The sequence below is a fragment of the Amnibacterium flavum genome (assembly GCF_003097495.1).
GTDB classification, from domain to species: Bacteria; Actinomycetota; Actinomycetes; order Actinomycetales; family Microbacteriaceae; genus Naasia; species Naasia flava.
Genome location: NZ_QEOP01000002.1, coordinates 1,015,187 through 1,038,125 on the forward strand (window position 1 = coordinate 1,015,187; position 22,939 = coordinate 1,038,125).

A 22,939-nucleotide genomic window follows, 5' to 3' on the forward strand; every position below is an offset into this window, starting at 1 on the left:
CTACCTGCGCGCAGGCCCCGCCCGGACCGATCGACGCTCTTCAGGCCTGTTCCTCGGCGAGCTCGCGTGCGAGCATGTCCGCATCAGCGAACGAGGGAGTCGCCATGAGCTCGATCGAGACCGTGCCGGAGTCGGACGCGACGGGGCGCCGAGCCGACCTCTACGCGGAGGACCGCGAGGAGTACGGGTTCGTGCCGGATCACACCCGGGTGATGACCGTGAACCTCGGTGCCTACGAGGCGTGGGAGAACCTGATCTCGGCGATCGCCCGGCCGATGGGCCTGCGCCGCTACGAGCTGGTGACCCTCGCCGCCGCGCGGGGAGCGGGTTCGCGGCACTGCCGGCTGGCGCACGGCCGGAAGAGCATCAGCCTCTTCGGCGAGGACCAGCTGCTGCGCATCGCTCATGACTATCGGGATGCAGGACTGTCCGGGGCGGAGGTCGCGATGATGGAGTACGCAGAGCGGATCAGCCGGGATGCCGGCTCGATCACGGATGCCGACCTCGACGTGCTGCGCGGACACGGCTTCACCGATCGCGACATCGTCGACATCGCCCTCGCGGCGGCGGCGAGGAACTTCTACAGCCGTGCCATCCAAGCCCTCGCGGCCGAGGTCGAGGACCTTCCCGGCCTGAGCCCGGCCCTCGCGCGCGCCCTCACCGAGAACCTCGCCCCAACAACCCCCTGACCCGCCCCGCCGGCCCCGCCCGCCGAGCGCCCGCCCGTTGAGCCTGTCGAAACGAAGGCCCTGCACTTGCCCCGCCCGTTGAGCGCAGCGAAACGAAGGGACCCCGGCCCTAACCCCGCCCGTTGAGCGCAGCGAAACGAAGGAACCGCAAGGCCCACCTGCCCGTTGAGCCCGCCGAAACGAAGGCCCTGCACTTGCCCCGCCCGTTGAGCGCAGCGAAACGAAGGAACCGTCCCACCAACCCCGCCCGTTGAGCCCGTCGAAACGAAGGGACCCCGACCTACCCGTCGGCCCCTGCGGTGAGCAGCCGTTCGTAGTTCACGGGGTCGGTGATCCCTTCGGTGTTGATGAACAGCACGACGCTGTCGGAGCCGAGTCCTGCTTCATCGAGGCGACCGGTGGAGGCCAGATCGAGGAGGGCCGCGGCACCCGCGACTCCCGACTCGCCTGACTCGATCCCCGCGTCGGCGAGGGCGACCGTGGCGCCGGCGAGGGTGTCGTCGTCGATGGCGATGAACCGGTCGGCGAGGCCGTCGACGACGGGCCAGGCGATGAGCGACGGGAGCCCGCAGTTCAGGCCCGCCATCGCGGATCGGTGGGGGCCGGGCACCTCGGTCATGTCGCCCGCTCGCGCCGATGCCATCAGGCAGTTCGCGGTGCTGGGCTCGACGATGATCGAGTCGACTCCGCGGCCGACGAAGTGGCGCAGCCCCGCGGCCGCGAACGACCCGACGCCGGCCTGCAGCACGACATGCGTGGGGGAGGGGAGCGCTCGTTCCGCGACCTGGTCGTCGACCTCGTAGAAGAGGGTGGAGTAGCCGTCGATCACGTCGCGGGGAGTGGTGACGTATCCGTCCCACGAGGTGTCGGAGATGACGAGGCGATCGGGGCCGGCCAGCTGCGCGGACGCGGCGATCGCATCGTCGTAGGTGCCGTCGACGACATCGACCCGGGCGCCCTCGCCCGCGATCGCGTCGATGCGAGCCTGCGCGGTGCCTTCCGGCACGAGGATCCAGGCGGCGAGCCCCATCTGACGTGCGAAGTAGGCCACTCCGCGCCCATGGTTACCGTCGGTGGCGGCGACGAGCATGAACTCGCGATCGGGCTGCTCGACTGTGAGACGCGAGACGGCCTCGCGGAGCGGCCCGAACTCGATGGGCACCGTCGGATCCGCGCCGAGCCACTCCCGCCAGATCGCTCGTCCACTGGCCCACGAGGCACCGAGGATCTTGAAGGACGGCAGGCTCGCTCGGAGCGCCTCGTTCTTGACCATGACGGCCCGGACGCCGAGTGCGGACGCCAGCGCCGGCACCTCGAGCAGGTCGGTCCGCTCGAACCCGGGCAGTGTGACGTGGAACGCCTGGGGCGCGCGACTGTCGGAGTCGAAGCCCGTTCCGTGGAGGTCGGGTGCGTCGAGGTCGCGGAGGTAGGTCGTGGTCGGCATCGGGGGGGGTTCGCTCTCTGCGGTGTTCAGACCGCGGTGTATCCGCCGTCGACGACGATGGATTGGCCGGTGATGTAGCGCGAGGCGTCGGACGCGAGGAACAGGATGGTGCCCGCGATGTCGTCCGGTGAGGCCTGGTAGCCGAGCGGGATCGACGACACCAGCTCGTCGAGTGCGGCGTCGGCGTCGTCCTGGAATCCCCAGAACGAGTCGTTGAAGGGGGTGTCGACCCATCCGGGGCTGACGGCGTTCACGGTGACACCGGCGGGGCCGAGCTCGTCTGCCACGGAGCGGACCAGGCCGAGCAGACCGCTCTTCGTCGCGTGGTAGGCGGGCATCCCGGCGTGGCCGCGAAGCGCACCGGTCGATGAGGTGACGATGATCCGCCCCTGGCCGGAGCGTCGGAGCGCTGCCTCCGCCGCCTGGATGAAGAAGAACGGGGCGCGCAGATTGACGGCTGCGGATCGTTCCCACGAGTCGAGGGTCCAGTCGGCGAGGGGGTGGCTCTCGAGGACGGCCGCGTTGTAGAACAGCACGTCGAGTTCACCGTCCCAGAGCTCGAGGGCCGCGGCGATGACGTCGGTGGGCGCGAGAGGGTCGGCGAAGTCCGCGCGAACGACCGAGAGCGATCCCGGGTGCGCCGCGACCGAGTCGAGCAGCTCAGCTCCGGGTTCGGATCGGTCGGCGAGCAGGACGTCGTCTCCCCGAGCGAGGAAGGCCGCGACAGCGGCCGCACCGATGCCCGTCGAACCGCCGCAGACCAGAATTCGCATGCCGTCGTCCTCTCTCGTATTATTTATACAAGATACAGGAGGTCGTGTGCGACGACAGGCAGCAGAAGCAACCGGACCCACAGGTTCGGCGTCGACCGCGCACCCGATCGCCACCGAGGCTGCGCTCGCGGTCCTTGCGGAAGGCGGCTCGGCCGTCGATGCGGCCATCGCCGCCCACCTGGTGCTCGCCGTCGTCGCTCCCCAGGCGACCGGCGTCGGCGGCGACCTGCTGGCGCTCGTGCACTCGGGCGATGAGGTCGTCGCTTTCGGCGGTACCGGGCTCACTCCGGCGTCCATGCCGGTCGACACCACGGCCGCCGGCGCGACCGTCACCGTCCCCGGGTTCCTCGCGGCATGCGCGGACATGCATCGGATGTTCGGCCGGCTGCCCTGGGAGCGACTGTTCGAAATGCCCATCGCCCTCGCTGACGGCGGCATCCACGTCGACGGTCCGCTGCACGACGCCGCCGAGGAGCAGCGCTCCCGTCTCCAGCCCTTCGCATCGTCCTACGCCCTGCTGGGGCTCGCTCCGGGCGACCTCTGGCGCCAGCCCGAGCTCGCGGCTCTTCTCCGGTCGGTCTCGATCCGCGGAGCCCGCGCCTTCTACGAGGAGTCCGGGGGAGGCATCGCCTCCGCGGTGGCATCGGCGGGCGGCGCGATGCAGCCGTCGGACCTGATCGGCCACGAGACGATGATCGGCTCCCCGATCTCCTCGACGGCCGAGGGGATCGCTCTGAGCGTGCAGCCGGCGCCGACCCAGGGTGTGCTGCTCGCGATGGCGTTCCGCTGGATCGAGGGCCACCGGGACCTCCTCTCCGAAGGGAACCTCGATCACCTCCTCGTCGAGGCGACCGGTGCCGCGTTCGAATTCAGGGACGACGCATTCCGCGGAGCCGGACTGCTCGACGAACCGCTCGCGGTCTCACTCGACCGCGCGACGCGGCGCGACGGCCCCCGCGCCTATCTGCACACCGCGGGCGTCGCGACGGCGGACGCCGACGGGCTCGTGGTCTCGTCGCTGTCGAGCGTCTTTGACGACTTCGGATCCGCGGTCCTCGTGCCCGAGCTCGGCATCGTCCTCAACAACCGCGCCGAAGGGTTCACGGCCGGCGCCAATTCCTATCGGCCCGGTGCGCGCCCCGTCCACACACTCGCCCCGGCCATGGTCGAGACGGCGGACGGCGTCATGGCGATCGCGACCCCCGGTGCCGACGGCCAGGTGCAGACGCTCCTCGCCATATTGACGCGACACCTGCTGCTGGGTATGCCCCTCGCCGACGCCGTGTCACGCCCGAGGTGGAGGAGCCAGAGCGGCGATGTCCTCGTCGAACGCTCCTTCCCCGAGGGGGAGCAGGCCGGATTGATCGCACGCGGACACCGAGTCGTCGTCCGTCCGGATGGGATCGACGCGTTCGGCGCCGTGGTGGCGGCGGGCTCGCGGGAGGGCACGACCTGGTCCCTCGCCGACTGGCGCCGACAGACCGAGACAGGAGCCGTCTGATGACGAATCGCACCGGAACCGATGACGCCCTCGGCATCGAGATCGAGAGCCGACGCGAGCAGATCGTCGAGCTGTGCGCGGCCCTGGTCGCGGCGCACAGCGTCACCCCGCCCGGCGATACGACCGCTCCGGCCCGGGTGACCCGCGACGCTCTCGTCGAGCTCGGCATCGATGCCCGATTCGAGGCGCGAGACCCGCGCAAACCGAGTGTGGTCGCCGAGATCGACTCGGGGCGGAGCGGTCCGCATCTCATCCTCAACTGCCATCTCGACACCATGCCCGCCGGCGACGAGTCGCAGTGGACCGTGACCCCGTGGGAGTTGACACGCAAGGACGGTCGGCTCTACGGGTTGGGGATGGGCAACATGAAGGGCTCCGTGGCTGCCATGGTCCACGCCCTCGACCTTCTGCGCCTCCGCAAAGACGAGTGGACCGGGCGAATCACCCTGCTCGCGGTCAGCGACGAGGTCGCCTTCGGAGACGACGGCGCCGGCTATCTGCTCGAGGCCTTCCCCGACTTCGTCGGCGACGCCCTGCTCTGCGGCGAGGGCGCAGGGTTCAAGCGGCTCGCCATCGGCGAGAAGGGGCTCCTCTGGCTCCGACTCGAGACGACAGGGCCGGTAGGACATTCATCGAAGGCACGGCGTGGGGCCACCGCCACCTCGTCGCTCGTCGCCGCTCTCGCGCGCATCGACGAGCTCGGCGGCGAGCCGTCGGCGCTGCCGGCCGGACTCACCGGGATCCCCGTCGCCGAAGACGATTTCGGGTTCCGACTGACCGCCAACATCGGCACGATCACCGGCGGCTCGTTCATCGGCCAGAGCGCGACCGAAGCGTCAGCCGAGATCGACTTCCGCGTCCCGCCCGGCATGACCATCGCCGATCTCGAGGACCGGGTGCGCTCGCTCGTCTCGGATCTGCCCTCGGTGACGGTGACGCGCATCAAGGGCTGGGACGCGAACTGGACCGACCTCGACGATCCGATGCTGGCGAGCTGGCAGCGAGTCCACCGAGCCATCAGCGGACGGGACGCCGAGCTGTGCGTCCGTCAGCCGGCGAGCGACGGCAGCCGCTGGCGCACCAGGGGAGTGCCGGCGCTCTGCTTCGGCCCTCAGCCGTACAACTCGGCGGACATCGACGACTTCGCGGAGGAGGACGAGACGCTGCGCTGCGTGGCCCTGTTCACCGGCACCGCCCTCGATTACCTCCGAACTGGGGCGGTCGCTCAGTAGCCGATTACCTGGTCGGAGGCTGATATATAAGGTATATTCGGCTGGGCCATGACTCTCGATGCCCTGCAGATCAACCTGTCCCTTCCTACGGTGGGGCCGTCGGAGACGCTCCCCGCCCGGGTGCACGCGATCCTCGAACAGGCCATCATCGACGGACGGTTCGAGCCCGAGAGTCGCATCCACGCCGATGACCTCGCCGCGCACTTCGGAGTCAGTCGCATTCCCGTGCGCGAAGCCCTGCGCTCATTGCACGAGGCCGGCTGGGTCGAGATCCGACCGAGATACGGCGTGCGCGTGCGATCCCGCGACCCGCTCGAGCTCGACGACCTGTTCGAGTTCCGGGCCGAGGTGGAGCGCACCGTCGCCCGCTTCGCAGCGGAGCGCCGTGACGAGGACGACCTCGCGGCCTTCGCCGAGATCGTCGAATCCAGCCGCGTCGCCCGCGACGCCCACGATCTCGAGACACTCGACGCCAACGGTCTGCGGCTGTACGCGACGCTGCGCGCCGCCGCCAAGAATGCGGTCATGGCCGAGTCGTCGGTGTCGCTGGAGAAGCGGGCGCGGTTCTACTACGTGACGATCGCGAACGACCTCGGCCTCGACTGGACGTACGTGCACGAGAGGGTCGTCGACTTCATCCGCGCCGGCGACGGCATCGCGGCGGGCGACCTCATCCACGACCACATCCTGAAGACGGGTCAGCAGACCCGCGAGCTCCTCTTCCGCTGACCCGTGCGGGCCGCTCGGCTGAGGAGCTCGACCGAACCCCTCAGTCGTTCTCCCACTCGAGCTTGTTGAGGAACTGGCGCAGCCGCGCGCTTTTGGGGCGTTCGAGCACCTGAGCGGGATCGCCCTCCTCGACGATGACGCCGCCGTCGATGAAGATCACGCGCGACGCGACGTGACGGGCGAAGCTCATCTCGTGGGTGACGACCGCCATGGTCGTCCCCTGCGACGCCAGCGACTTCATGGTGTCGAGGACCTCGCCGCGCAGCTCGGGGTCGAGTGCCGACGTGGGCTCGTCGAAGAGCACGACCCGCGGTTCCAGCGCGAGCGCGCGGGCGATCGCGACACGCTGCTGCTGGCCGCCGGACAGACGTGTGGGGCGCACATCGTCTTTTCCGACGATGCCGACTCGCGTGAGGAGCTGCTGAGCGCGCGCCTCCGAGTCGGCCCTGCTCATGCCGCGCACGTAGCGGGGGCCCGCCGCGACATTCTCGAGCACGGTCATATTCGGGAAGAGGTTGAACTGCTGGAAGACCATTCCGACCTCGCGGCGCAGCGCCATGAGGTTCGCGGGCCGCGAGTCGACGACCTGTCCGCGCACCCGGATCTCGCCCGATGTCGGCGTCTCCAGCATGTTGATGCAGCGGAGCATCGTGCTCTTGCCCGAACCACTCGGCCCGAGGATGACGACCACCTCGCCGAGGGCGATGTCGAGGTCGATGCCCTTCAGCACCTCGTTGTCGCCGTACGACTTGTGCAGGTCGCGGAGCTCGATCTCGTAGTGCTCCCCGGCGGGCAGTCCGCTCTTGCGGCCGAGCGGGACGGTGACCTCAGGCATTGACGACCTGCTTCTTGTGGAGGTAGCTGACGAGGGCGGAGAGGGGGATGTTGATCGCGAGGTAGAACACGGTCACGACGAGCAGGCTCTCGAGGTTGCGGAAGGTGCTGGCGCCGAGGGTCTGGCTCACGCTCATCAGCTCGGCGACGCCGATGACGGAGACCAGACTGGTGTCTTTCGTCAGCGACACGAGCATGTTGCCGACGGGCGGTAGCATCCGCCGGATCGCCTGGGGGAGGATCACGCGGCGGAGCGCGGTCGAATCCTTCATCCCCATGGCCCGCGATGCCTCCCACTGGCCGCGGTCGATGGAGGTGATGCCGGCCTTGAAGATCTCCGCGTAGAACGCGGCGTAGTTGAGCGACAGCGCGATGATGCCGCTGACCAGGGCGTTGACCGTGATGCCGACGATCGGCAGCAGGAAGAAGATGGTGACGATCTGGACGAGCAGCGGGGTGAGGCGGAACAGGTCGACGTAGGCGCGGACCGGCCCTCGCACGTACCAGCGCTCGGAGGTCAGGCCGATCCCGGCGAACAGGCCGATGACGAGCGATGCGACCGTCGCGATGGCCAGGATCTCGAGGGTGAGCAGCGCCGCCTCGAAGAAGAGCGGATAGCGCGCGAGCACCGCCGAGAAGTCGAACTGATAGCCGCCGTTCACAGGAGGTCCCTTCTTGCCGCTCTTCTCATCGCTTCGACGAGGACGGTGGTCCCGTCATCGGCTGATGACGGGACCACCTCCTTGATCACTGGTTCTCGAGCTCGGCGGCCCACTTCTCGATGCGCTCGGCCTCGCGGCCGGTGTCGACGAGGTCGGCGACCCAGGTGTTGAGGCACGAGGCGAACTCGGTGTCGCCCTTGCTGAGCCCGAACGCGACATCGAAGGGGTCGATGATGTCGGACTCCTCGGGACGCTCGGTGGTCACGCGACCGTTGAGGCCGATGGCCGCGAGCTTCGGGTTGGTGTAGTTGGTCAGCAGGAGCTTCATGACACCCGACTCGCCCATGGTCGACTGCGCGCGACCGCCGGAGAGGAAGTCGTAGGGGATCAGCTGGCCGCGGAGCGCGGCATCGACCTGCGGCGCGTTCGGGATGTACTTCGCCGCCAGGTCGCCCTGCGCGGTTCCGGTGCCGAACGCGAAGGTGTTCGAGGCCACGTCGAGGTCGTCGATCGTCTCGTAGTCGGAGTCCTCACGGACGTAGAACAGCTGACCCGAGAGGTAGTAGGGATCGGTGAAGTCGATGACCTGGCGCCGCTCCTCGGTGTCGAACAGCTGGGCGCCGATGATGTCGGCCTTGCCGGACTGGATGGCGGGGGCGAGGAGCGAGTAGTCGTACTCGGTGATGTTGAGGTCGACACCGAGGATCGCCGCGAGCTCCGCCGCGTTGTCGGGCTCCACCCCGACGTAATCGCCGTTGTCGTCCTTGAAGGTGAAGGGCGGCGAGATGCCCGTCGCCCATTCGAGGGTTCCGCGGGACTGGATGTCGGCGATCGTCTCCGAGGCCTCGGGAGTGCACGCATCCGCGACGGCCGAAGCGATCTCGACATCGGACTCGACGGGTGCTGAGCTGGCGTCGGTGCTGGGGGAGGACGAGCAGGCCGCGAGCAGGGCGATTGCCGCCAGACCGGCGACCCCTGCTCCGATTCTCTTGATGTTCACGAGCGTCCTTTCAGAATGCCGGTGAGGGGATGAGTGGTGCCGTGGGCCGCGGAAGAACCGCTACGTATATAAAATATTCGGTGCGTGTCCACCGTGTTACCGTCCGGTTACGGACATGTATCTTTTATAAATTATGCTAGCTTGGCGGGCATGAAGAGCGTTCGGGTGGCCATCATCGGTGCCGGGTTCGCCGGCGTGGGGCTCGCGGCCTCGCTGCTGCGCAAAGGCGTGCGCGACGTCACCGTCTTCGAGAGGAGCGGCGAGGTCGGGGGAGTGTGGCGCGACAACACCTATCCGGGTGCGGCGTGCGACGTTCCGTCGTACCTGTACTCCTATTCATTCGCGCCCAAACGCGACTGGTCCCGGCGGTACGCGCCTCAGCAGGAGATCCAGGACTACATCGTCGAGACGGCCGACAAGCTCGGCGTCACGCCGCTCGTGCGCTTCAACACCGAGATCGTGTCCGCCGTCTGGCATGAGGTGGACCAGGAGTGGCAGCTCACTGACCGTGCGGGGAATCGGACCGCGTTCGAGGTCGTCGTCTTCTCCTGCGGCCAGATGAGCCAGCCGCTGATCCCCGAGCTGGTCGGGGCGGACGAGTTCAGCGGCCCCACAATGCATTCGGCGCGCTGGAATCCCGAGATCGACCTCGCCGGCAAGCGGGTCGCGGTCGTCGGAACAGGGGCGAGCGCGATCCAGTTCGTGCCCGAGATCGCGAAGATCGCCGAGCGGGTGACCGTCTATCAGCGCTCACCCGTCCACGTCATGCCCAAGCCCGATCCGGTCTACGAGAAGCCGATGAGCCGGTGGCAGTTCTGGTCGCGCCGGTACGCGCTCTTCCTGCAGAAGGAGGCGCTGTCGGCTCGGGTGAATCACTTCCCCGGCCTGATGAAGCGCAAGGAGTCGCAGTTCGCCGAACACCTCGTCGCCCAGGTCCCCGATGAGACGCTGCGCGCGAAGGTCATGCCGCACGACCGCTTCGGCTGCAAGCGGATCCTCGTCTCGGACCACTGGTACCCGGCACTGCTGCGCGACAACGTCGAAGTCGTGCCGTCGCGTGTCGCCCGGGTTGGAGCACACGAGGTGGTGGCGGCCGACGGGGAGTCCCGCGAGGCCGACGTCATCATCTACGGCACCGGATTCCAGTCGACCCGGTTCATGCTGCCTCTCGACATCGTCGGAGTCGACGGGATCAGCCTCGAGGAGCGCTGGAACGTGGGCGCCGCCGCCTATCTCGGCACCCAGGTCGCCGGGTTCCCCAACCTGTTCCTGACCTACGGCCCGAACTCGAACGTCGGGCACAACTCGATCCTGTTCATGATCGAGAGCCAGATCCACTACATCGTGAGCGCGGTCCGACGCATCGCGAAGGGCAAGGCCCGCTCCGTCGTCGTGTCCGACGGGGTGTTCGCCCGCTTCAACGAGCGCATCCAGCACCGCAGTCAGCACACCGTGTATGCGACGGGCTGCACGAACTGGTTCATCAACGAGAACGGCGTGCACACCCAGAACTGGCCGGGTTCGGTGATCCCCTACTGGTGGCGCACGCGGTGGATCCGCCCGCGCCACATGGTCGAGAGCAGCTGACCCGCCGCAACACGAGTCAGGGAGATCAGCCCCGATCCGACCGGTTTCGACGTGTGAACCGGGAGTTCGGAGCCGATCTCCTCGATCCGTGCGGTTGATGGACTCAGGAGAGGCGGGCGAGCGCCTTCTCGACGCACGAGGTGTCGACCGATGCCGCAGCTCCGCTTGCGCCGACCGCGCCGATGAGCTCGCCGTCGACGAACCACGGCACACCGCCGGCCATGGCGGTGATGCGGCCGCCGACGGTTCCGTCGAGGCCCCAGTCGCTGCCGCCCGGAGCGCTCGAGGTGCTCCAAGCGCCGCTCGGTGCGCTGAACGCGGCGGCGGTGAACGCCTTCGCCGCGGCGAGGTCGAGCGCGACGAACTGAGCGCCATCCATGCGCGCGCTCGCCACGATCACGCCGCGCGGATCGACGACGACCACGCCGAGCGCGACACCCGCGCCCTCGGCCTCGGAACGCACCGCCGCGAGGGCTGCAAGTGCGGCATCGAGGGTGACGACGCGGTGTGAGGCGAAGAGCGGCGCGTGTTCCATGGGTCTCCTAGGTCGTGTATAAATTATCTAAACACACGACGGGAGCGTCCCATGCCTGATCTTCTTCTCGGTCGGATCGCGTTCATCACCGGGGGCGCCGGCGGAATCGGCTACAGCATCGCGCAGCGCTATCTCGAGGAGGGCGCCTCGGTCGTCCTCGCCGACGTGGCTCTCGACCGTGCTGCGACCGCGGCGGATTCGCTGCGCGGGTTCGCACGCGAGGGTGCGGGCATCGTCGCCGTCGAGATCGAGGTCCGCGATGAGGTGTCGACCGTCGCCGCGTTCGAGGCGGGCGAGGCCGCCCTCGGCCCGATCGACGTGGTGGTCGCCAACGCCGGGATCCTGTTCCTCGGCCCCGCCGTCGACACCCCTCTCGAGGAGTGGAGTCGCGTGATCGACGTGAATCTCACGGGCGCGTTCGTCACGGCGAAGGTCGCAGCGGCCCGCATGACGGCGGCCGGCCTGGACAAGGGACGGATCATCTTCACCTCGTCGCTCTTCGGGGTTCGCGGCGGGGTGGAGAACAGCGCCTACTCGGCATCGAAGTGGGGCATGCTCGGGCTGATGAAGTGCATGGCGGCCGAGCTCGCGCCGGCGGGTGTGACCGTCAATGCGGTGTGCCCGGGCCAGATCAGGACGGCGATGATCGAGAAGCTGTCCCTCGACCGTGCGGAACTGCGCGGCACCACGCCCGAGCAGGAGATCGACAGGCTCGCGGCGACCATTCCGCTCGGCTACCTCGCGAACCCGCTGCAGATCGCGGATGCGTTCATCTACCTCGCCTCGGACCTCAGCTCCTACACGACGGGCCAGGAGCTGATCGTCGACGGAGGCGTCCTCGTCGGCTGACCCGCCCACCGCCCGTTGAGCCCGTCGAAACGAAAACCCGAGCCCAGCACCCACCCCGCCCGTTGAGCCCGTCGAAACGAATACCCGAGCCCAGCACCCACCCCGCCCGTTGAGCGAAGCGAAACGAAGCCCCGCGGCCACCCCGCCCCGCGGCACCACGCGGCGCAGCGGTCGACCGTTCCCATCCCGTCCTCGCCAGTTCGACGGGTGTCCACGCGGGGGCCAGCTGCGGTCCAGGTCGCCGGGGGCAGACTCGTACCCGCGGCGAGGAATATCGCGTCGACGCCCCGGTTGCCACCAGGGCGCACTGCGCCACGGCAGGACGAACGGAAGGAATCCGAGTGAGCATCAAGGCCCAGAACCGCGTGAAGATCGGCGACACCGGAATCGAGGTGTTCCCGCTGTCGCTCGGCGGCAACGTGTTCGGCTGGACGGCCGACGCTGAGACGTCCTTCGATGTGCTCGACGGCTACGCCGCGGCAGGCGGCAACCTGATCGACACCGCCGACGGCTACTCGGCGTGGGTTCCGGGCAACTCGGGCGGCGACAGCGAGATCATCATCGGCGACTGGATGCGCTCACGCGGCAACCGGGACGACATCGTGGTCGCAACGAAGGTCAGCCAGCACCCCGACTTCAAGGGCCTCAGCGCGGCCAACATCCGTGCCGCCGCGGAGGCGTCCCTCGGCCGCCTCGGCACGGACCGCATCGACGTGTACTACGCGCACTTCGACGACGCGTCAGTACCGCTCGCGGAGACCGTCGGCGCGTTCTCGAAGCTCGTCGACGACGGTCTCGTCCGGGCGATCGGAATCTCGAACTACTCCGCGGACCGCATCGACGAATGGTTCGCGGTCACCGAGCAGAACGGCTTCCACAAGGCCGTCGCCCTGCAGCCGCAGTACAACCTGATGGAGCGCGGCTTCGAGACGGAGCTGCAGGGGCGAGCCCAGAAGTACGGCCTGGGCGTGTTCCCGTACTACGCGCTCGCCTCCGGGTTCCTGACGGGAAAATACCGTTCGGGTTCGGCGCAGGGCGACAGCCCCCGTGCCGGGCAGGCCGCCGCCTACCTGGATGACCGCGGCGTGCGCGTCCTCTTGACGCTCGACCAGGTCGCCTCCTGGCACAACACGACCGTCACCGCTGTCGCGCTGGCGTGGCTGCGCGCCCAGCCGACGATCGTCGCCCCGATCGCCAGCGCCCGCACGACGGATCAGCTCACCGACCTCCTCGCCTCGGCCACCCTCGAGCTCTCGAGCGAAGAGGTCGAGAAGCTGGTCGAGGCCTCGAACCCGCTCTGAGCGACGCGGGGAGCTGCATTTCGACGAGCTCAACGGGCGGAGCGGGGACCTGCGTTTCGACGGGCTCAACGGGCGAACCGCAGCCACCGGAGGTCGAGTAGCGGGAGGCACGTAACAAGACCGGTCGCGTAGCGCAGCGTATCGAGACCCGCTCCTCCGCCGCAGCGAACTACGGTGAACAGGTGCCCTCCCGTCGCTCCACCGTCCTCACCTGGCTCGGGGACCTCGTCGCCGTCACCGCCTTCGTCCTCATCGGCCGTGGCAGCCACGACGAGGGTCCGGCGGGAATAGCCCTCACGCTCGTCCCGTTCCTCGTGGGCCTGCAGTCGGGTTGGCTCCTGAAGGGCCGGGGGACCCCGTGGCTCATCCGCCCCGGGCTGATCATCTGGGCGGGCACCGTGCTCGTCGGCCTGGTCACCCGGGCTGCTCTCGGCGACGGCACACCGCTCAGCTTCATCATCGTCACGACCCTGGTACTCGCCGCCTTCCTGTTGGGATGGCGGGCGATCGCCGCCTGGCTTCGTCGGCTCAGCCGCCCCAGATCCGAGGTGCCAGGAGTTCACTAGCCGCTTCTAGCGGACTCCCTGCTTTCAGACACCTGTCGCACAACGGGCGTACCATCGGCCTTGATGCCCGTTCCATACGAACGCATCGAAAAAGGATCGAAGGGAAACACATCATGGCTACGTATGACGTCGCTGACCGTTCCGCGATCGTGACGGGAGGTGCGTCCGGAATCGGTAAGGCCATCGCGACGCTCCTGGCCGCGAACGGCGCATCCGTCCTCATCACCGACCTCAACGCCACGGCGATCGATGAGGTCGTCGCCGAGCTGAAGGACGCCGGCGGCTCGGTCGCCGGTCTCGCGGGCGACGTCTCCGACCCCGAGCACTCGGTCGAGGCGGTCCGCAAGGCGGGTGAGCTCGCCCCGCTGAAGATCGCGGTCAACAACGCCGGCATCGGCGGCCCCTCCGAGCCGATCGGCGATTACCCGCTCGACGGGTGGCGCAAGGTCATCGAGATCAACCTGAACTCCGTCATGTACGGCATGCGGGCACAGCTGCCGGCGATGGTCGCAAACGGCGGCGGATCGATCGTCAACATGGCCTCCATCCTCGGGAGCGTCGGTTTCGCGAACTCCAGCGCCTACGTCACCGCGAAGCACGGCGTCGTCGGGCTCACCCAGAACGGTGCTCTCGAGTACGCGCCTCAGGGTGTCCGCGTCAATGCGATCGGGCCGGGGTTCATCAAGACGCCGCTGGTCGAGGCGAACCTCAGCGCGGACGCACTCACGTTCCTCGAGAGCAAGCACGCGCTGGGCCGTCTGGGAGACCCGGAGGAGGTCGCGACGGTCACCGCGTTCCTCGCGAGCGACGCGGCGAGCTTCGTCACGGGTTCGTACTGGACCGTCGACGGCGGATACACCGCCCAGTAACCGCAAGCTCCCATCCGAACCGGCGAGACTTCTTCGATGACGTCCCGCCAGAGCCGCACCGATACGCCGCCCGACAAGACCTGCGTGGTCTGCGGGCGGCGCATCGAGTGGCGCAAGAAGTGGGAGAACAACTGGGACGAGGTGCGCTACTGCAGCGCAGGCTGCCGCCAGCACCGGCTGACCGACGCCGACCGGCGGTACGAGCGGGAGATTCTCGACCTTCTCGACCAGCGCGCCGCCACGGCGACGATCTGCCCGTCCGAGGTCGCCCGCGCCGAGTCGAAGGACGAGTGGCGCGACCTGATGGAGCCCGTCCGGCGGGCGGCTCGCCGCCTGGTCGCGCAGGGCGAGGTCGAGATCACCCAGCGCGGTTCGGTCGTCGACCCGTCGACGGCGAAGGGCCCGATCCGCATCCGCCGCGTCCGCCCGACCAACTGAACGAACGGGCCCGAACCCCGCCCGCTGAGCCCGTCGAAGCGCCGCACACCCCGCCCGCAGAGCGCAGCGACGCGAAGGCCCGAGACACTCCCGCCCGCAGAGCGCAGCGACGCGAAGGCCTACGCCCGTCCGCTGAGCCCGTCGAAGCGCCGTACACCCCGCCCGCAGAGCGCAGCGACGCGAAGGCCCGAGACACTCCCACCCGAGGGTCACCCAGGCCGCAGACTCCCGACCTAGGCTGATCCAGCCATGAGCCCCGCCCCCACTGCCGTCGCGTTCTTCGATATCGACAACACCCTTCTGAAGGGCGCGTCTCTTTTCCACCTCGCGCGCGGAATGCACAAGGGCGGCCTGGTCTCGAACCGGGACATCGCCCGTTTCGCCTGGAAGGCCCGTCATTTCGCTCGCCACGGCGAGAACCTGTCGCATCTCGACGAGATCCGAGCCCGCGCCACCGAGCTGGCGTCGGGCATCCCGGTAGTCCGCATGGATGCGCTGGCCCGGGAAATTTACGACCGCTACACCGAATCGGCTCTCTGGCCTGAAAGCGTTGCGCTCGCTCGGCAGCACATCGCCGAGGGGCACGAGGTGTGGCTACTGTCGGCGACCCCGCAGGTTCTCGCGGGACTGATCGCCGAGCGCCTCGGGCTCACGGGGGCGGGCGGCACGAAGCTCGTCGAGGTCGACGGGCATCTCACCGGTGAGATCGACGGCAAGCTGATGCACGGTGCCCAGAAGGCGGTCATCGCCGCCGAGATCGCTGAGCGCGCCGGCGTGGAACCGGGGGAGTGCTGGGCGTACAGCGACTCCCTCAACGACCTGCCCCTGCTGAACTTCGCCGGGCACCCGAGCGTGGTGAACCCTGATCGCGGCCTTCGCGAGCACGCGCTGGCCAACGGCTGGCCGATCCTCGAACACCGCGGCGACCGCAAACGCGCCTGACCCACACCAACACGCACCCGCACAGGCCGGACCTCGAGTAGCCGAAGGCGACAGAACCCCGCCGGTTGACCAAAGCGAGACGCCAGTAGCCCGAGGGCGATCGAACCCCCGCCCGTTGAGCGAAGCGAAACGCAGGGCCCGCCCACCCCCGAGGGTCGAGTAGTGCCAAGCGCTCAGAGAACCCCCGCCCGTTGAGCAAAGCGAAACGCAGGAGCCCCACCCCGGAGGTCGAGTAGCGCGGAGCGCGTACCGAGACCGGTCGAGTAGCGCGCCAGCGCGAACCGAGACCCGCCCAGCCGCCTTACGTCTTCCGTTTCCCGGAGGTCACGCCGTGTTGCGGGCTCGTGACGTTCTGCTGAAAGTGGACATCCCGCCGCTTCCAAAGGTCTAATGTCTGAACACTAAACCTTTAGGACGGGCATGCTCAGCGACCTCGACACCGCGATCGACCGGCACTCGGAAGCTGCTTTTCGCTTCCTCGCCGACCTCGTCAGCGCGCCCAGCACTGTCGGCTCCGAACAGGCGGCGCTGGAGGTCTTCGCCGGCGAACTCGAGTCGCTCGGCCTCGAGATCGAACGACTGCCTTTCCCGAACGAGCAGCTCGACGACTCTCGGGCGGGTATCAGCCCCCGCGTCGACACGTCGGTCGAGCGATATCAGGTCGTCGCGCGAACCCCGGGCGAAGGCGAGCTCAGCCTGTTGCTCAACGGTCACATCGATGTCGTGCCGGCCACGGCGACCGCGCGCTGGACTTCGGATCCGTTCGAACCCCGCCGAGCTGACGGCCGACTGTACGGCCGCGGGACCGGCGACATGAAGGGCGGCTTCGCGATCGGAGCGCTCGCTCTGCGCGCGCTCCGCGATGTCGCCCCGGACCTGTTCGCGGGTCGGCGTCTCGGCTTCTTCGCCGCGATCGAGGAGGAGTGCACGGGCAACGGCACCCTGTACGCGGTTGCGAACCAGGGCGTCGTCGCTCCTGAGGTCGTGCTCCTCGAACCGACCGACCTCGGTCTCCTGATCGGAGGCGTCGGAGTGCTCTGGATCGACATCGACGTGGTCGGCGTCTCCTCCCACGCGTTCGAGGCCGACGCCGAGGGCAACGCGGTAGAACTCGCGATGCGGCTCGTCGAGTCCTTGCGGGACTGGACCGCAGGTCTCGTCGCCGACTTCCCGCCGTCGCTTCACCTCCACGACGACCACCCCTACAACGTGAATCTCGGCACGATCGCTGCCGGCGACTGGAACTCGACGTCTCCGTCGGTCGCGACCCTCGGGCTGCGAATCGGCTATCCGACCCAGTGGACGGCCCAACGCGCCGAGAGCGAGGTGAGGGCGAGGATATCCGAGCTCACGGGAGCAGGCACCGCCTATCCGGCCGAGCCTGTCGTCCGGCTGTCCGGTTTCCGGGCTACCGGGTACGAGATCGACACGGACGCGCCGCTGGTCAGCGACCTGATGGCAGCACATGCCGACGCCCACGGGGCGCAGCCCGAGCTCTACACGCTGGGCAGCACGACCGACGCGCGCACCTATCTGCGCGACTTCGGGATCCCCGCGGTCTGCTACGGAGCGGTGGCACATGGCATGCACGGGGTCGACGAGTCCGTCGAACTGCAGAGCATCGTCGACGGCGCTCGCACACTCGCGCGCTTCCTTCTGAAGCGCTTCTCGGACGAGGAGGTCACCGCGTGAGCGACCCGCTGGACATCAGCATCGACCCGTTCGCCGAGGCGGAGCCGGCCCCCATGTCCTCGTGGGACGTGCCGATCGTCACGCAGAGCGTCGCCGACCACGTGGCCGACCGTCTCGTCACCGCGATCGCGCTCGGGGTCTATGTCCCCGCGCAGCAGCTGCCGAGCGAACGCGAGCTCGCCTCCATGCTCGGCGTCTCCCGCACCTCGGTCCGCGAAGCGCTCGGCCGGCTTGCAGCAGACGGCTACCTCGAGGTCCGCCGCGGGCGCTATGGGGGCTACTTCGTACTCGCCGACTGGGGACCGTCGTCAGCCGAACAGGTGCGGCGCCACCTCGTGCCGAAATGGGCCGACTTCGAGCACCTCTTCGACGCCCGCTCGCTGCTGGAGCCCCTCATCGCGCACACCGCCGCACTCCGTCGCACCGACGACGACTGCACCGAGATCGCGAACGCCGCCCAGGCCTACATCGATGCCGCCGATCACGAGGCCTCTCGCCGTGCCGACGGCGACCTGCATTTCGTCATCGCTCGTGCGACCCACAATCCGCTCCTCGTCCGGCTCTCCGTCGATCTGCGCACCAAGATCTCGCTGAACCTCGGCGCCGAGCCCTACAGCGACGAGGTGCGCCGCAAGGCGATCGACCAGCACCAGCGACTGGCCGCCGCCGTCATCGGCGGGCGCGCCGAAGAGGCGTCCGAGATCGCCGCGGGGCATTTCACCCTCTCCGAGAACCTCATCCGCGACCTGGTGCGCCGGGCCGAGCAGGAGGGCGGGTCGGAATGACCAGTCGCCTCCGGTTCGTGATCCGCCGCCTCCTCCTCACCATCCCGGTGCTGCTCGTCATGAGCATCATCGTGTTCCTCATCATCCGACTCGTTCCCGGTGATCCGGTGCGCACCATGCTCGGCTTCCGAGCGACCGCCGAGAACGTCGAGCAGGTGCGTCACGAGCTCGGCCTCGACCGGCCGATCGTGACCCAGTACTTCGACTTCCTCGGCGGCCTCCTGCGCGGCGATCTCGGGACCGACATCGTCAGCCACGCGTCGCTCGCCGACCTCCTGGCCCAGCGACTTCCCGTCACCTTCGAACTGACCGGGCTCGCCATGCTGATCGCGGTCCTGGTGGGCGTACCCCTCGGAGTCCGGGCTGCGACCGGCGGCAGGTGGATCAAGCGGGCGACGGAGGGGTTCGTCGTCCTCGGCGTCAGCATCCCCGACTTCTGGCTGGGCATCATGCTCGTCCTCGTCTTCGCGTCCACCCTCGTGCTGCTTCCGCCCTCGGGTTACGTCCCCTTTGAGGTGGCCCCGCTCGACAACCTCCGCTATATGGCTCTGCCGGTCCTGACACTCGCGGTGGGGGAGGCGGCCTACATCCTCCGCACGACCCGCAGCGCCGTCGAGTCGGTCATGACCAGGCCTTTCGTCGGCTTCCTCCGCGCCAAGGGAGTCTCGGAGAGTCGGATCGTCTTCGGGCACGCTCTCCGCAATGCCGCGCCGTCGATCGTGACCGTCATCGGCATCCAGGTCGGCGTGCTCCTGGGCGGCGCGATCATCATCGAAACCCTGTTCGCCCTTCCCGGGGTGGGACGGCTCGTCGTGACCGCGATCAATCAGCGCAACTATCCGACGGTGCAGGTCGGCGTGCTCGCGATCGCCGCGATCTTCATCCTGGTCTCGCTCGTCACCGACCTCGTCGTCGGCTGGCTCGACCCGCGCGTCTCGGACGGAGCGGCGACATGACCGCCACCATCGTCGCCCCGGCGACTCCGCAACGCCGCTCGAAGCGGGCCTCGAACAACGCGGTTCTCGCGGGTGCGATCATCCTCGGCCTGCTCGCTCTCGTGGCGATCTTCGCCCCGCTCCTCGCACCGCACGACCCCGAAACCGTGGTCGCCGACCAGGTGCTCGGAGCCCCGAGCCTCGAGCACCCCTTCGGATCGGACGCGCTCGGCCGTGACGTGCTCAGCCGGGTCATGTTCGGGCTGCGGGTCAGCCTGCTCGTCTCCCTCGCCGCCGTGCTCGTCTCCACCGCGATCGCGGTACCTCTCGGACTTCTCGCCGGCTATTTCGGCGGCCTCACCGACACCGCCATCTCCCGAGTCCTCGACATGGTGCTGGTACTTCCGGCTCTGCTGCTCGCGATCACTTTCATCGCGATCCTCGGGCCGGGCAGTACGGTCGCGGCGCTCGCGATCGCGGTCATCTATCTGCCGATCCTGGCCAGGGTGATGCGCAGCAGCACGCTCGTGGTCACCCGCAACGATTACGTGCTCGGCGCGCGTGCCCGCGGGGCCGGGCACCTGCGAGTGCTCATCGGCCACGTCGCGCCCAATGCGCTCGGGCCGGTCATCGTTCAGGCCTCCGTGCTCAGCGCTTTCGCTCTGCAGCTCGAGGCCGCTCTGAGCTTCCTCGGGCTCGGCACCCAGCCTCCGACCCCGTCGCTCGGCGGGATGCTCAGCGATGGCCGCGACGTGCTCAGTCAGGCGCCCTGGGTCGAGATCTTCCCCGGCCTCACCATCGTGGTCGCCGTGCTCTCCTTCACCCTGCTGGGCGAGGGGCTGCGGCGCGCGTTCGACCCGAAGGGGGTGGCGGCATGACCGCGCTGCTGTCGTTGACCGACATGGAGGTCCGCTTCGGCGCCGCCGAGAGCATGGCCTCCGCTGTCGACTCGGTCTCGCTCGAGGTGAAGAGCGGCGAGATCTTCGGCATCGTCGGCGAGAGCGGCTGCGGCAAGAGCACTCTCGCGAACGCCGTCATGGGCCTCCTCCCCGGCGCAGCCCACGTCGACGGTTCCGCCAAGCTGCAGAACCGCGAGGTGCTCGGCCTCGACGAGAAATCGCTGAGGGCACTGCGCGGCGACGAGATGTCGATGATCTTCCAGGACGCCTCTGCGAGCCTCGACCCCACCTGGCCGGTCGGCGATCAGATCGCCGAGACGATCCGCGCTCACCGCAAGGTCAGCCGTCGTGAGGCAAAGCAGCAGGCGATCGACCTGATGACCGAGGTCGGCATTCCCGACGCGGCATCCCGCTACGGCGACGCGCCGCATCGACTCTCGGGCGGTATGCGCCAACGGATCGTCATCGCGGCGGCACTTGCGAACCAGCCCAAGCTGCTGATCGCCGACGAGCCGACGACCGCCCTCGACGTGACGATCCAGGCCCAGGTGCTGCAGCTCATCCGCCGTCTGCGCGACGATCACGGCACCACCGTCGTGCTCATCACCCACGACCTCGGAGTGGTCGCCGAGATCTGCGACCGCGTCGGCGTCATGTACGCGGGCCAGTTGGTCGAGGTGGCGGATACCGCCGACCTGTTCGCCGCACCCCGGCACCCGTACACGCGTGCGCTGCTCGCCGCCTCGCCGGGCGTGCCGACCGAATCGCGGCGCCTCGCGACCATCCCCGGCCAGGTGCCCGCCCCCAGCGACCAGATTCCCGGTTGCCGGTTCCAGGAACGCTGCCCGCGCCGACTCGAGACCTGCATGACCACCCCGCATCGCGAGCCGGTCTTCCCCAACGAGGTCGCCTGCTGGAACCCCGAGCCGCTGCCCGCCGGCATGGCCAGCCCGACGGATCTGCTGGGGGAGAAGTGACCGCGCTGCTGCAGGTCGAGAACCTGGTCAAGACCTACCCGGCGAGCGGTGGACTGCCGTTCCGACGCAAGCGCTTCACCGCGCTCGATCACGTGAGCATCAGCGTCGATCGCGGTCGCACGCTGGGCCTCGTGGGGGAGTCGGGCAGCGGCAAGAGCACGCTCGGTCGCTGCGTGCTCGGGCTCACCGCCCCCGACAGCGGATCCGTCATCTTCGACGGGGCCGACGTGACGAAGCTACGCGGTGCCAAGCTGTCGGAGTTCCGCCGCCGCGTGCAGCCTGTCTTCCAGGATCCGTACGGCAGCCTCGACCCGCGCTGGTCGGTCGGCCGCAGTGTGCGCGAGTCGCTCGATGTCTTCCGTGTCGGCACGACCGCCGATCGCGAGCAGCGCGTTCGCGACCTCTTCGATCGCGTCGGGCTGAACCCTGCTCTCACCGATCGACTGCCGAGCAGCCTGTCGGGCGGACAGCGACAGCGCGTCGGCATCGCGGCAGCACTCGCCAGCGATCCGGAGCTGATCGTGGCCGACGAGCCGGTCAGCGCTCTCGATGTCAGCGTGCAGGCCCAGATCCTCAATCTGTTCCAGGACCTGCAGAACGACCTCGGCGTCGCCACGATCTTCGTGACCCACGACCTCGGAGTCGTCGAGCACGTCAGCGACGACATCGCCGTGCTCTTCCACGGCGAGCTCGTCGAGATCGGGCCGGCAGACCGGATCCTGCATGACCCGCAGCACGACTACACGAAGCGTCTGCTCTCGGCAGTGCCGCGCCCGCCGCTGATCGGCGCAGGCACACCGCGTCCGACCACGCCGCTCGCGCATCCCACGATCCTTCCCACCTCTGCTCGCACCGCCCCCGCCACCGACATCCCCACCACCGACTAGGAGCCCCCGATGCCTACCGCACAGCTCAACGGAATCACCACGAACTACCTCCTCGAGGGCGACGGCCCCGAGACGGTCGTGCTCATCAACGGGCTCGCCGACGACCTCGCCTCCTGGGACTTCCAGGTCCCGGCTCTCCTCGAGGCCGGCTACCGGGTCCTCCGCTTCGACAACCGCGGCATCGGCGCGTCCGACAAGCCGGCCGGCCCGTACACCTCGCGAATGCTCGCCGACGACGCAAAGGCGCTCGTCGATCAGCTCGGCATCACCGACTTCCACCTGATGGGCGTCTCGATGGGCGGCATGATCGCCGAGGAGTACGCGCTCGCCTACGCCTCCGATCTGCGCTCGCTCACCCTCGCCTGCACCTACGGCACGCCCGACCCGTTCTGCCTGCAGATGTTCGCCATGTGGGCGGACATCGCCAAGAAGATCGACGTGCCGTTCGTGATGCGCGACGTGATGCTCTGGGCGTTCACCGGGCCCTTCTTCGAGAACTTCCCCGCCGAGGCCGCCGAGTTCAGCGAGGCGATGGCCGCCCTGGACATGACCGAGGAGGCCTACCTCTCCCAGCTCAATGTGATCCAGCAGCACGACGCGCTCGAGCGTCTGACCTCGCTCGATGTCCCCACCTTCGTGCTGGCCGGCGAGGAGGACATCCTCATCCCCGTCCGTCTCTCGCGCCGCCTGCAGGAGGCGATCCCCGGCAGCAAGTGGGGAACCGTCCCCGGCGGCCACGCCTGCATGTGGGAGTTCCCCGACCAGTTCAACACCGCGTTCATCGACTACCTCCGCTCCACCTCTCGCTAACCC

24 protein-coding genes are annotated in these 22,939 nt (G+C 68.6%); 18 read left to right on the forward strand and 6 right to left on the reverse strand.

What is annotated here, in order from left to right; translation table 11 throughout:
• Positions 1-74 precede the first annotated feature (74 nt).
• Positions 75-689, forward strand: coding sequence for a carboxymuconolactone decarboxylase family protein (locus DDQ50_RS12455; protein ID WP_116757020.1), 615 nt, complete (start codon positions 75-77; stop codon positions 687-689).
• Positions 690-969: 280 nt separating this feature from the next.
• On the opposite strand, the gene DDQ50_RS12460 is transcribed toward DDQ50_RS12455, so the two are convergent.
• Positions 970-2,133: a diaminopropionate ammonia-lyase gene (locus DDQ50_RS12460; protein ID WP_116757021.1), complete on the reverse strand. Its 1,164-nt coding sequence runs from the start codon at positions 2,131-2,133 to the stop codon at positions 970-972.
• Between the two features lie 26 nt (positions 2,134-2,159).
• Positions 2,160-2,906, reverse strand: coding sequence for an SDR family NAD(P)-dependent oxidoreductase (locus tag DDQ50_RS12465; protein WP_116757440.1), 747 nt, complete (start codon positions 2,904-2,906; stop codon positions 2,160-2,162).
• A 46-nt stretch (positions 2,907-2,952) separates the two neighbouring features.
• Here DDQ50_RS12465 and DDQ50_RS12470 point away from each other — a divergent pair, with 46 nt between their 5' ends.
• Genes DDQ50_RS12470 through DDQ50_RS12480 form a run of 3 tightly spaced genes read left to right on the forward strand, consistent with a single transcriptional unit; the run spans position 2,953 to position 6,368 of the window.
• The gene (locus tag DDQ50_RS12470; protein WP_165829805.1) at positions 2,953-4,407 is read left to right on the forward strand and encodes a gamma-glutamyltransferase; all 1,455 of its coding nucleotides are present in this window, start codon (positions 2,953-2,955) and stop codon (positions 4,405-4,407) included.
• Positions 4,407-5,639, forward strand: a complete 1,233-nt coding sequence (locus tag DDQ50_RS12475; RefSeq protein ID WP_116757023.1) for a M20 family metallopeptidase — start codon at positions 4,407-4,409, stop codon at positions 5,637-5,639. The genes DDQ50_RS12470 and DDQ50_RS12475 overlap by 1 nt, the downstream gene beginning before the upstream one ends.
• 48 nt (positions 5,640-5,687) lie before the next feature.
• Positions 5,688-6,368, forward strand: a complete 681-nt coding sequence (locus DDQ50_RS12480; protein ID WP_116757024.1) for a GntR family transcriptional regulator — start codon at positions 5,688-5,690, stop codon at positions 6,366-6,368.
• A gap of 40 nt (positions 6,369-6,408) precedes the next feature.
• On the opposite strand, the gene DDQ50_RS12485 is transcribed toward DDQ50_RS12480, so the two are convergent.
• From DDQ50_RS12485 to DDQ50_RS12495, 3 genes are all read right to left on the reverse strand, one after another.
• Entirely contained in the window at positions 6,409-7,203 is a 795-nt protein-coding gene (locus tag DDQ50_RS12485; protein WP_116757025.1) for an amino acid ABC transporter ATP-binding protein, read from the reverse strand.
• Positions 7,196-7,864 (reverse strand): amino acid ABC transporter permease, encoded by a 669-nt coding sequence (locus tag DDQ50_RS12490; RefSeq protein WP_116757026.1) that lies wholly within the window; start codon positions 7,862-7,864, stop codon positions 7,196-7,198. Before DDQ50_RS12490 ends, DDQ50_RS12485 begins: the two co-directional genes overlap by 8 nt.
• A gap of 85 nt (positions 7,865-7,949) precedes the next feature.
• Positions 7,950-8,864, reverse strand: a complete 915-nt coding sequence (locus DDQ50_RS12495) for a substrate-binding periplasmic protein (RefSeq protein ID WP_116757027.1) — start codon at positions 8,862-8,864, stop codon at positions 7,950-7,952.
• A gap of 150 nt (positions 8,865-9,014) precedes the next feature.
• Between DDQ50_RS12495 and DDQ50_RS12500 the strand changes: the two genes are divergently transcribed.
• Entirely contained in the window at positions 9,015-10,451 is a 1,437-nt protein-coding gene (locus DDQ50_RS12500; RefSeq protein ID WP_116757028.1) for a flavin-containing monooxygenase, read from the forward strand.
• 103 nt (positions 10,452-10,554) lie between these two features.
• On the opposite strand, the gene DDQ50_RS12505 is transcribed toward DDQ50_RS12500, so the two are convergent.
• The gene (locus DDQ50_RS12505; RefSeq protein WP_116757029.1) at positions 10,555-10,986 is read right to left on the reverse strand and encodes a heme-binding protein; all 432 of its coding nucleotides are present in this window, start codon (positions 10,984-10,986) and stop codon (positions 10,555-10,557) included.
• A gap of 51 nt (positions 10,987-11,037) precedes the next feature.
• Between DDQ50_RS12505 and DDQ50_RS12510 the strand changes: the two genes are divergently transcribed.
• From DDQ50_RS12510 to DDQ50_RS12570, 13 genes are all read left to right on the forward strand, one after another.
• On the forward strand, positions 11,038-11,835 hold the full coding sequence (locus DDQ50_RS12510; protein ID WP_116757030.1) for an SDR family NAD(P)-dependent oxidoreductase: 798 nt from the start codon (positions 11,038-11,040) through the stop codon (positions 11,833-11,835).
• A 347-nt stretch (positions 11,836-12,182) separates the two neighbouring features.
• Positions 12,183-13,136, forward strand: coding sequence for an aldo/keto reductase (locus DDQ50_RS12515; protein ID WP_377940298.1), 954 nt, complete (start codon positions 12,183-12,185; stop codon positions 13,134-13,136).
• A 182-nt stretch (positions 13,137-13,318) separates the two neighbouring features.
• Positions 13,319-13,702 (forward strand): DUF3054 domain-containing protein, encoded by a 384-nt coding sequence (locus tag DDQ50_RS12520; protein ID WP_116757032.1) that lies wholly within the window; start codon positions 13,319-13,321, stop codon positions 13,700-13,702.
• A 113-nt stretch (positions 13,703-13,815) separates the two neighbouring features.
• Entirely contained in the window at positions 13,816-14,571 is a 756-nt protein-coding gene (locus DDQ50_RS12525; protein ID WP_116757033.1) for an SDR family NAD(P)-dependent oxidoreductase, read from the forward strand.
• Between the two features lie 36 nt (positions 14,572-14,607).
• Complete coding sequence (locus DDQ50_RS12530) at positions 14,608-15,009, forward strand: DUF2256 and DUF3253 domain-containing protein (RefSeq protein WP_116757034.1); 402 nt, start codon at positions 14,608-14,610, stop codon at positions 15,007-15,009.
• A 249-nt stretch (positions 15,010-15,258) separates the two neighbouring features.
• Positions 15,259-15,951, forward strand: coding sequence for an HAD family hydrolase (locus tag DDQ50_RS12535; RefSeq protein ID WP_116757035.1), 693 nt, complete (start codon positions 15,259-15,261; stop codon positions 15,949-15,951).
• A 420-nt stretch (positions 15,952-16,371) separates the two neighbouring features.
• Entirely contained in the window at positions 16,372-17,643 is a 1,272-nt protein-coding gene (locus DDQ50_RS12540; protein WP_116757036.1) for a M20/M25/M40 family metallo-hydrolase, read from the forward strand.
• Positions 17,640-18,428: a FadR/GntR family transcriptional regulator gene (locus tag DDQ50_RS12545; RefSeq protein WP_116757037.1), complete on the forward strand. Its 789-nt coding sequence runs from the start codon at positions 17,640-17,642 to the stop codon at positions 18,426-18,428. Before DDQ50_RS12540 ends, DDQ50_RS12545 begins: the two co-directional genes overlap by 4 nt.
• Complete coding sequence (locus tag DDQ50_RS12550; RefSeq protein ID WP_116757038.1) at positions 18,425-19,384, forward strand: ABC transporter permease; 960 nt, start codon at positions 18,425-18,427, stop codon at positions 19,382-19,384. Before DDQ50_RS12545 ends, DDQ50_RS12550 begins: the two co-directional genes overlap by 4 nt.
• Positions 19,381-20,241: an ABC transporter permease gene (locus tag DDQ50_RS12555; RefSeq protein WP_116757039.1), complete on the forward strand. Its 861-nt coding sequence runs from the start codon at positions 19,381-19,383 to the stop codon at positions 20,239-20,241. The genes DDQ50_RS12550 and DDQ50_RS12555 overlap by 4 nt, the downstream gene beginning before the upstream one ends.
• Complete coding sequence (locus DDQ50_RS12560) at positions 20,238-21,239, forward strand: ABC transporter ATP-binding protein (protein ID WP_116757040.1); 1,002 nt, start codon at positions 20,238-20,240, stop codon at positions 21,237-21,239. Before DDQ50_RS12555 ends, DDQ50_RS12560 begins: the two co-directional genes overlap by 4 nt.
• Positions 21,236-22,126, forward strand: coding sequence for an ATP-binding cassette domain-containing protein (locus tag DDQ50_RS12565; protein WP_165829806.1), 891 nt, complete (start codon positions 21,236-21,238; stop codon positions 22,124-22,126). Before DDQ50_RS12560 ends, DDQ50_RS12565 begins: the two co-directional genes overlap by 4 nt.
• A 9-nt stretch (positions 22,127-22,135) precedes the next feature.
• On the forward strand, positions 22,136-22,936 hold the full coding sequence (locus DDQ50_RS12570; RefSeq protein ID WP_116757041.1) for an alpha/beta fold hydrolase: 801 nt from the start codon (positions 22,136-22,138) through the stop codon (positions 22,934-22,936).
• The last annotated feature ends 3 nt before the right edge of the window (positions 22,937-22,939 follow it).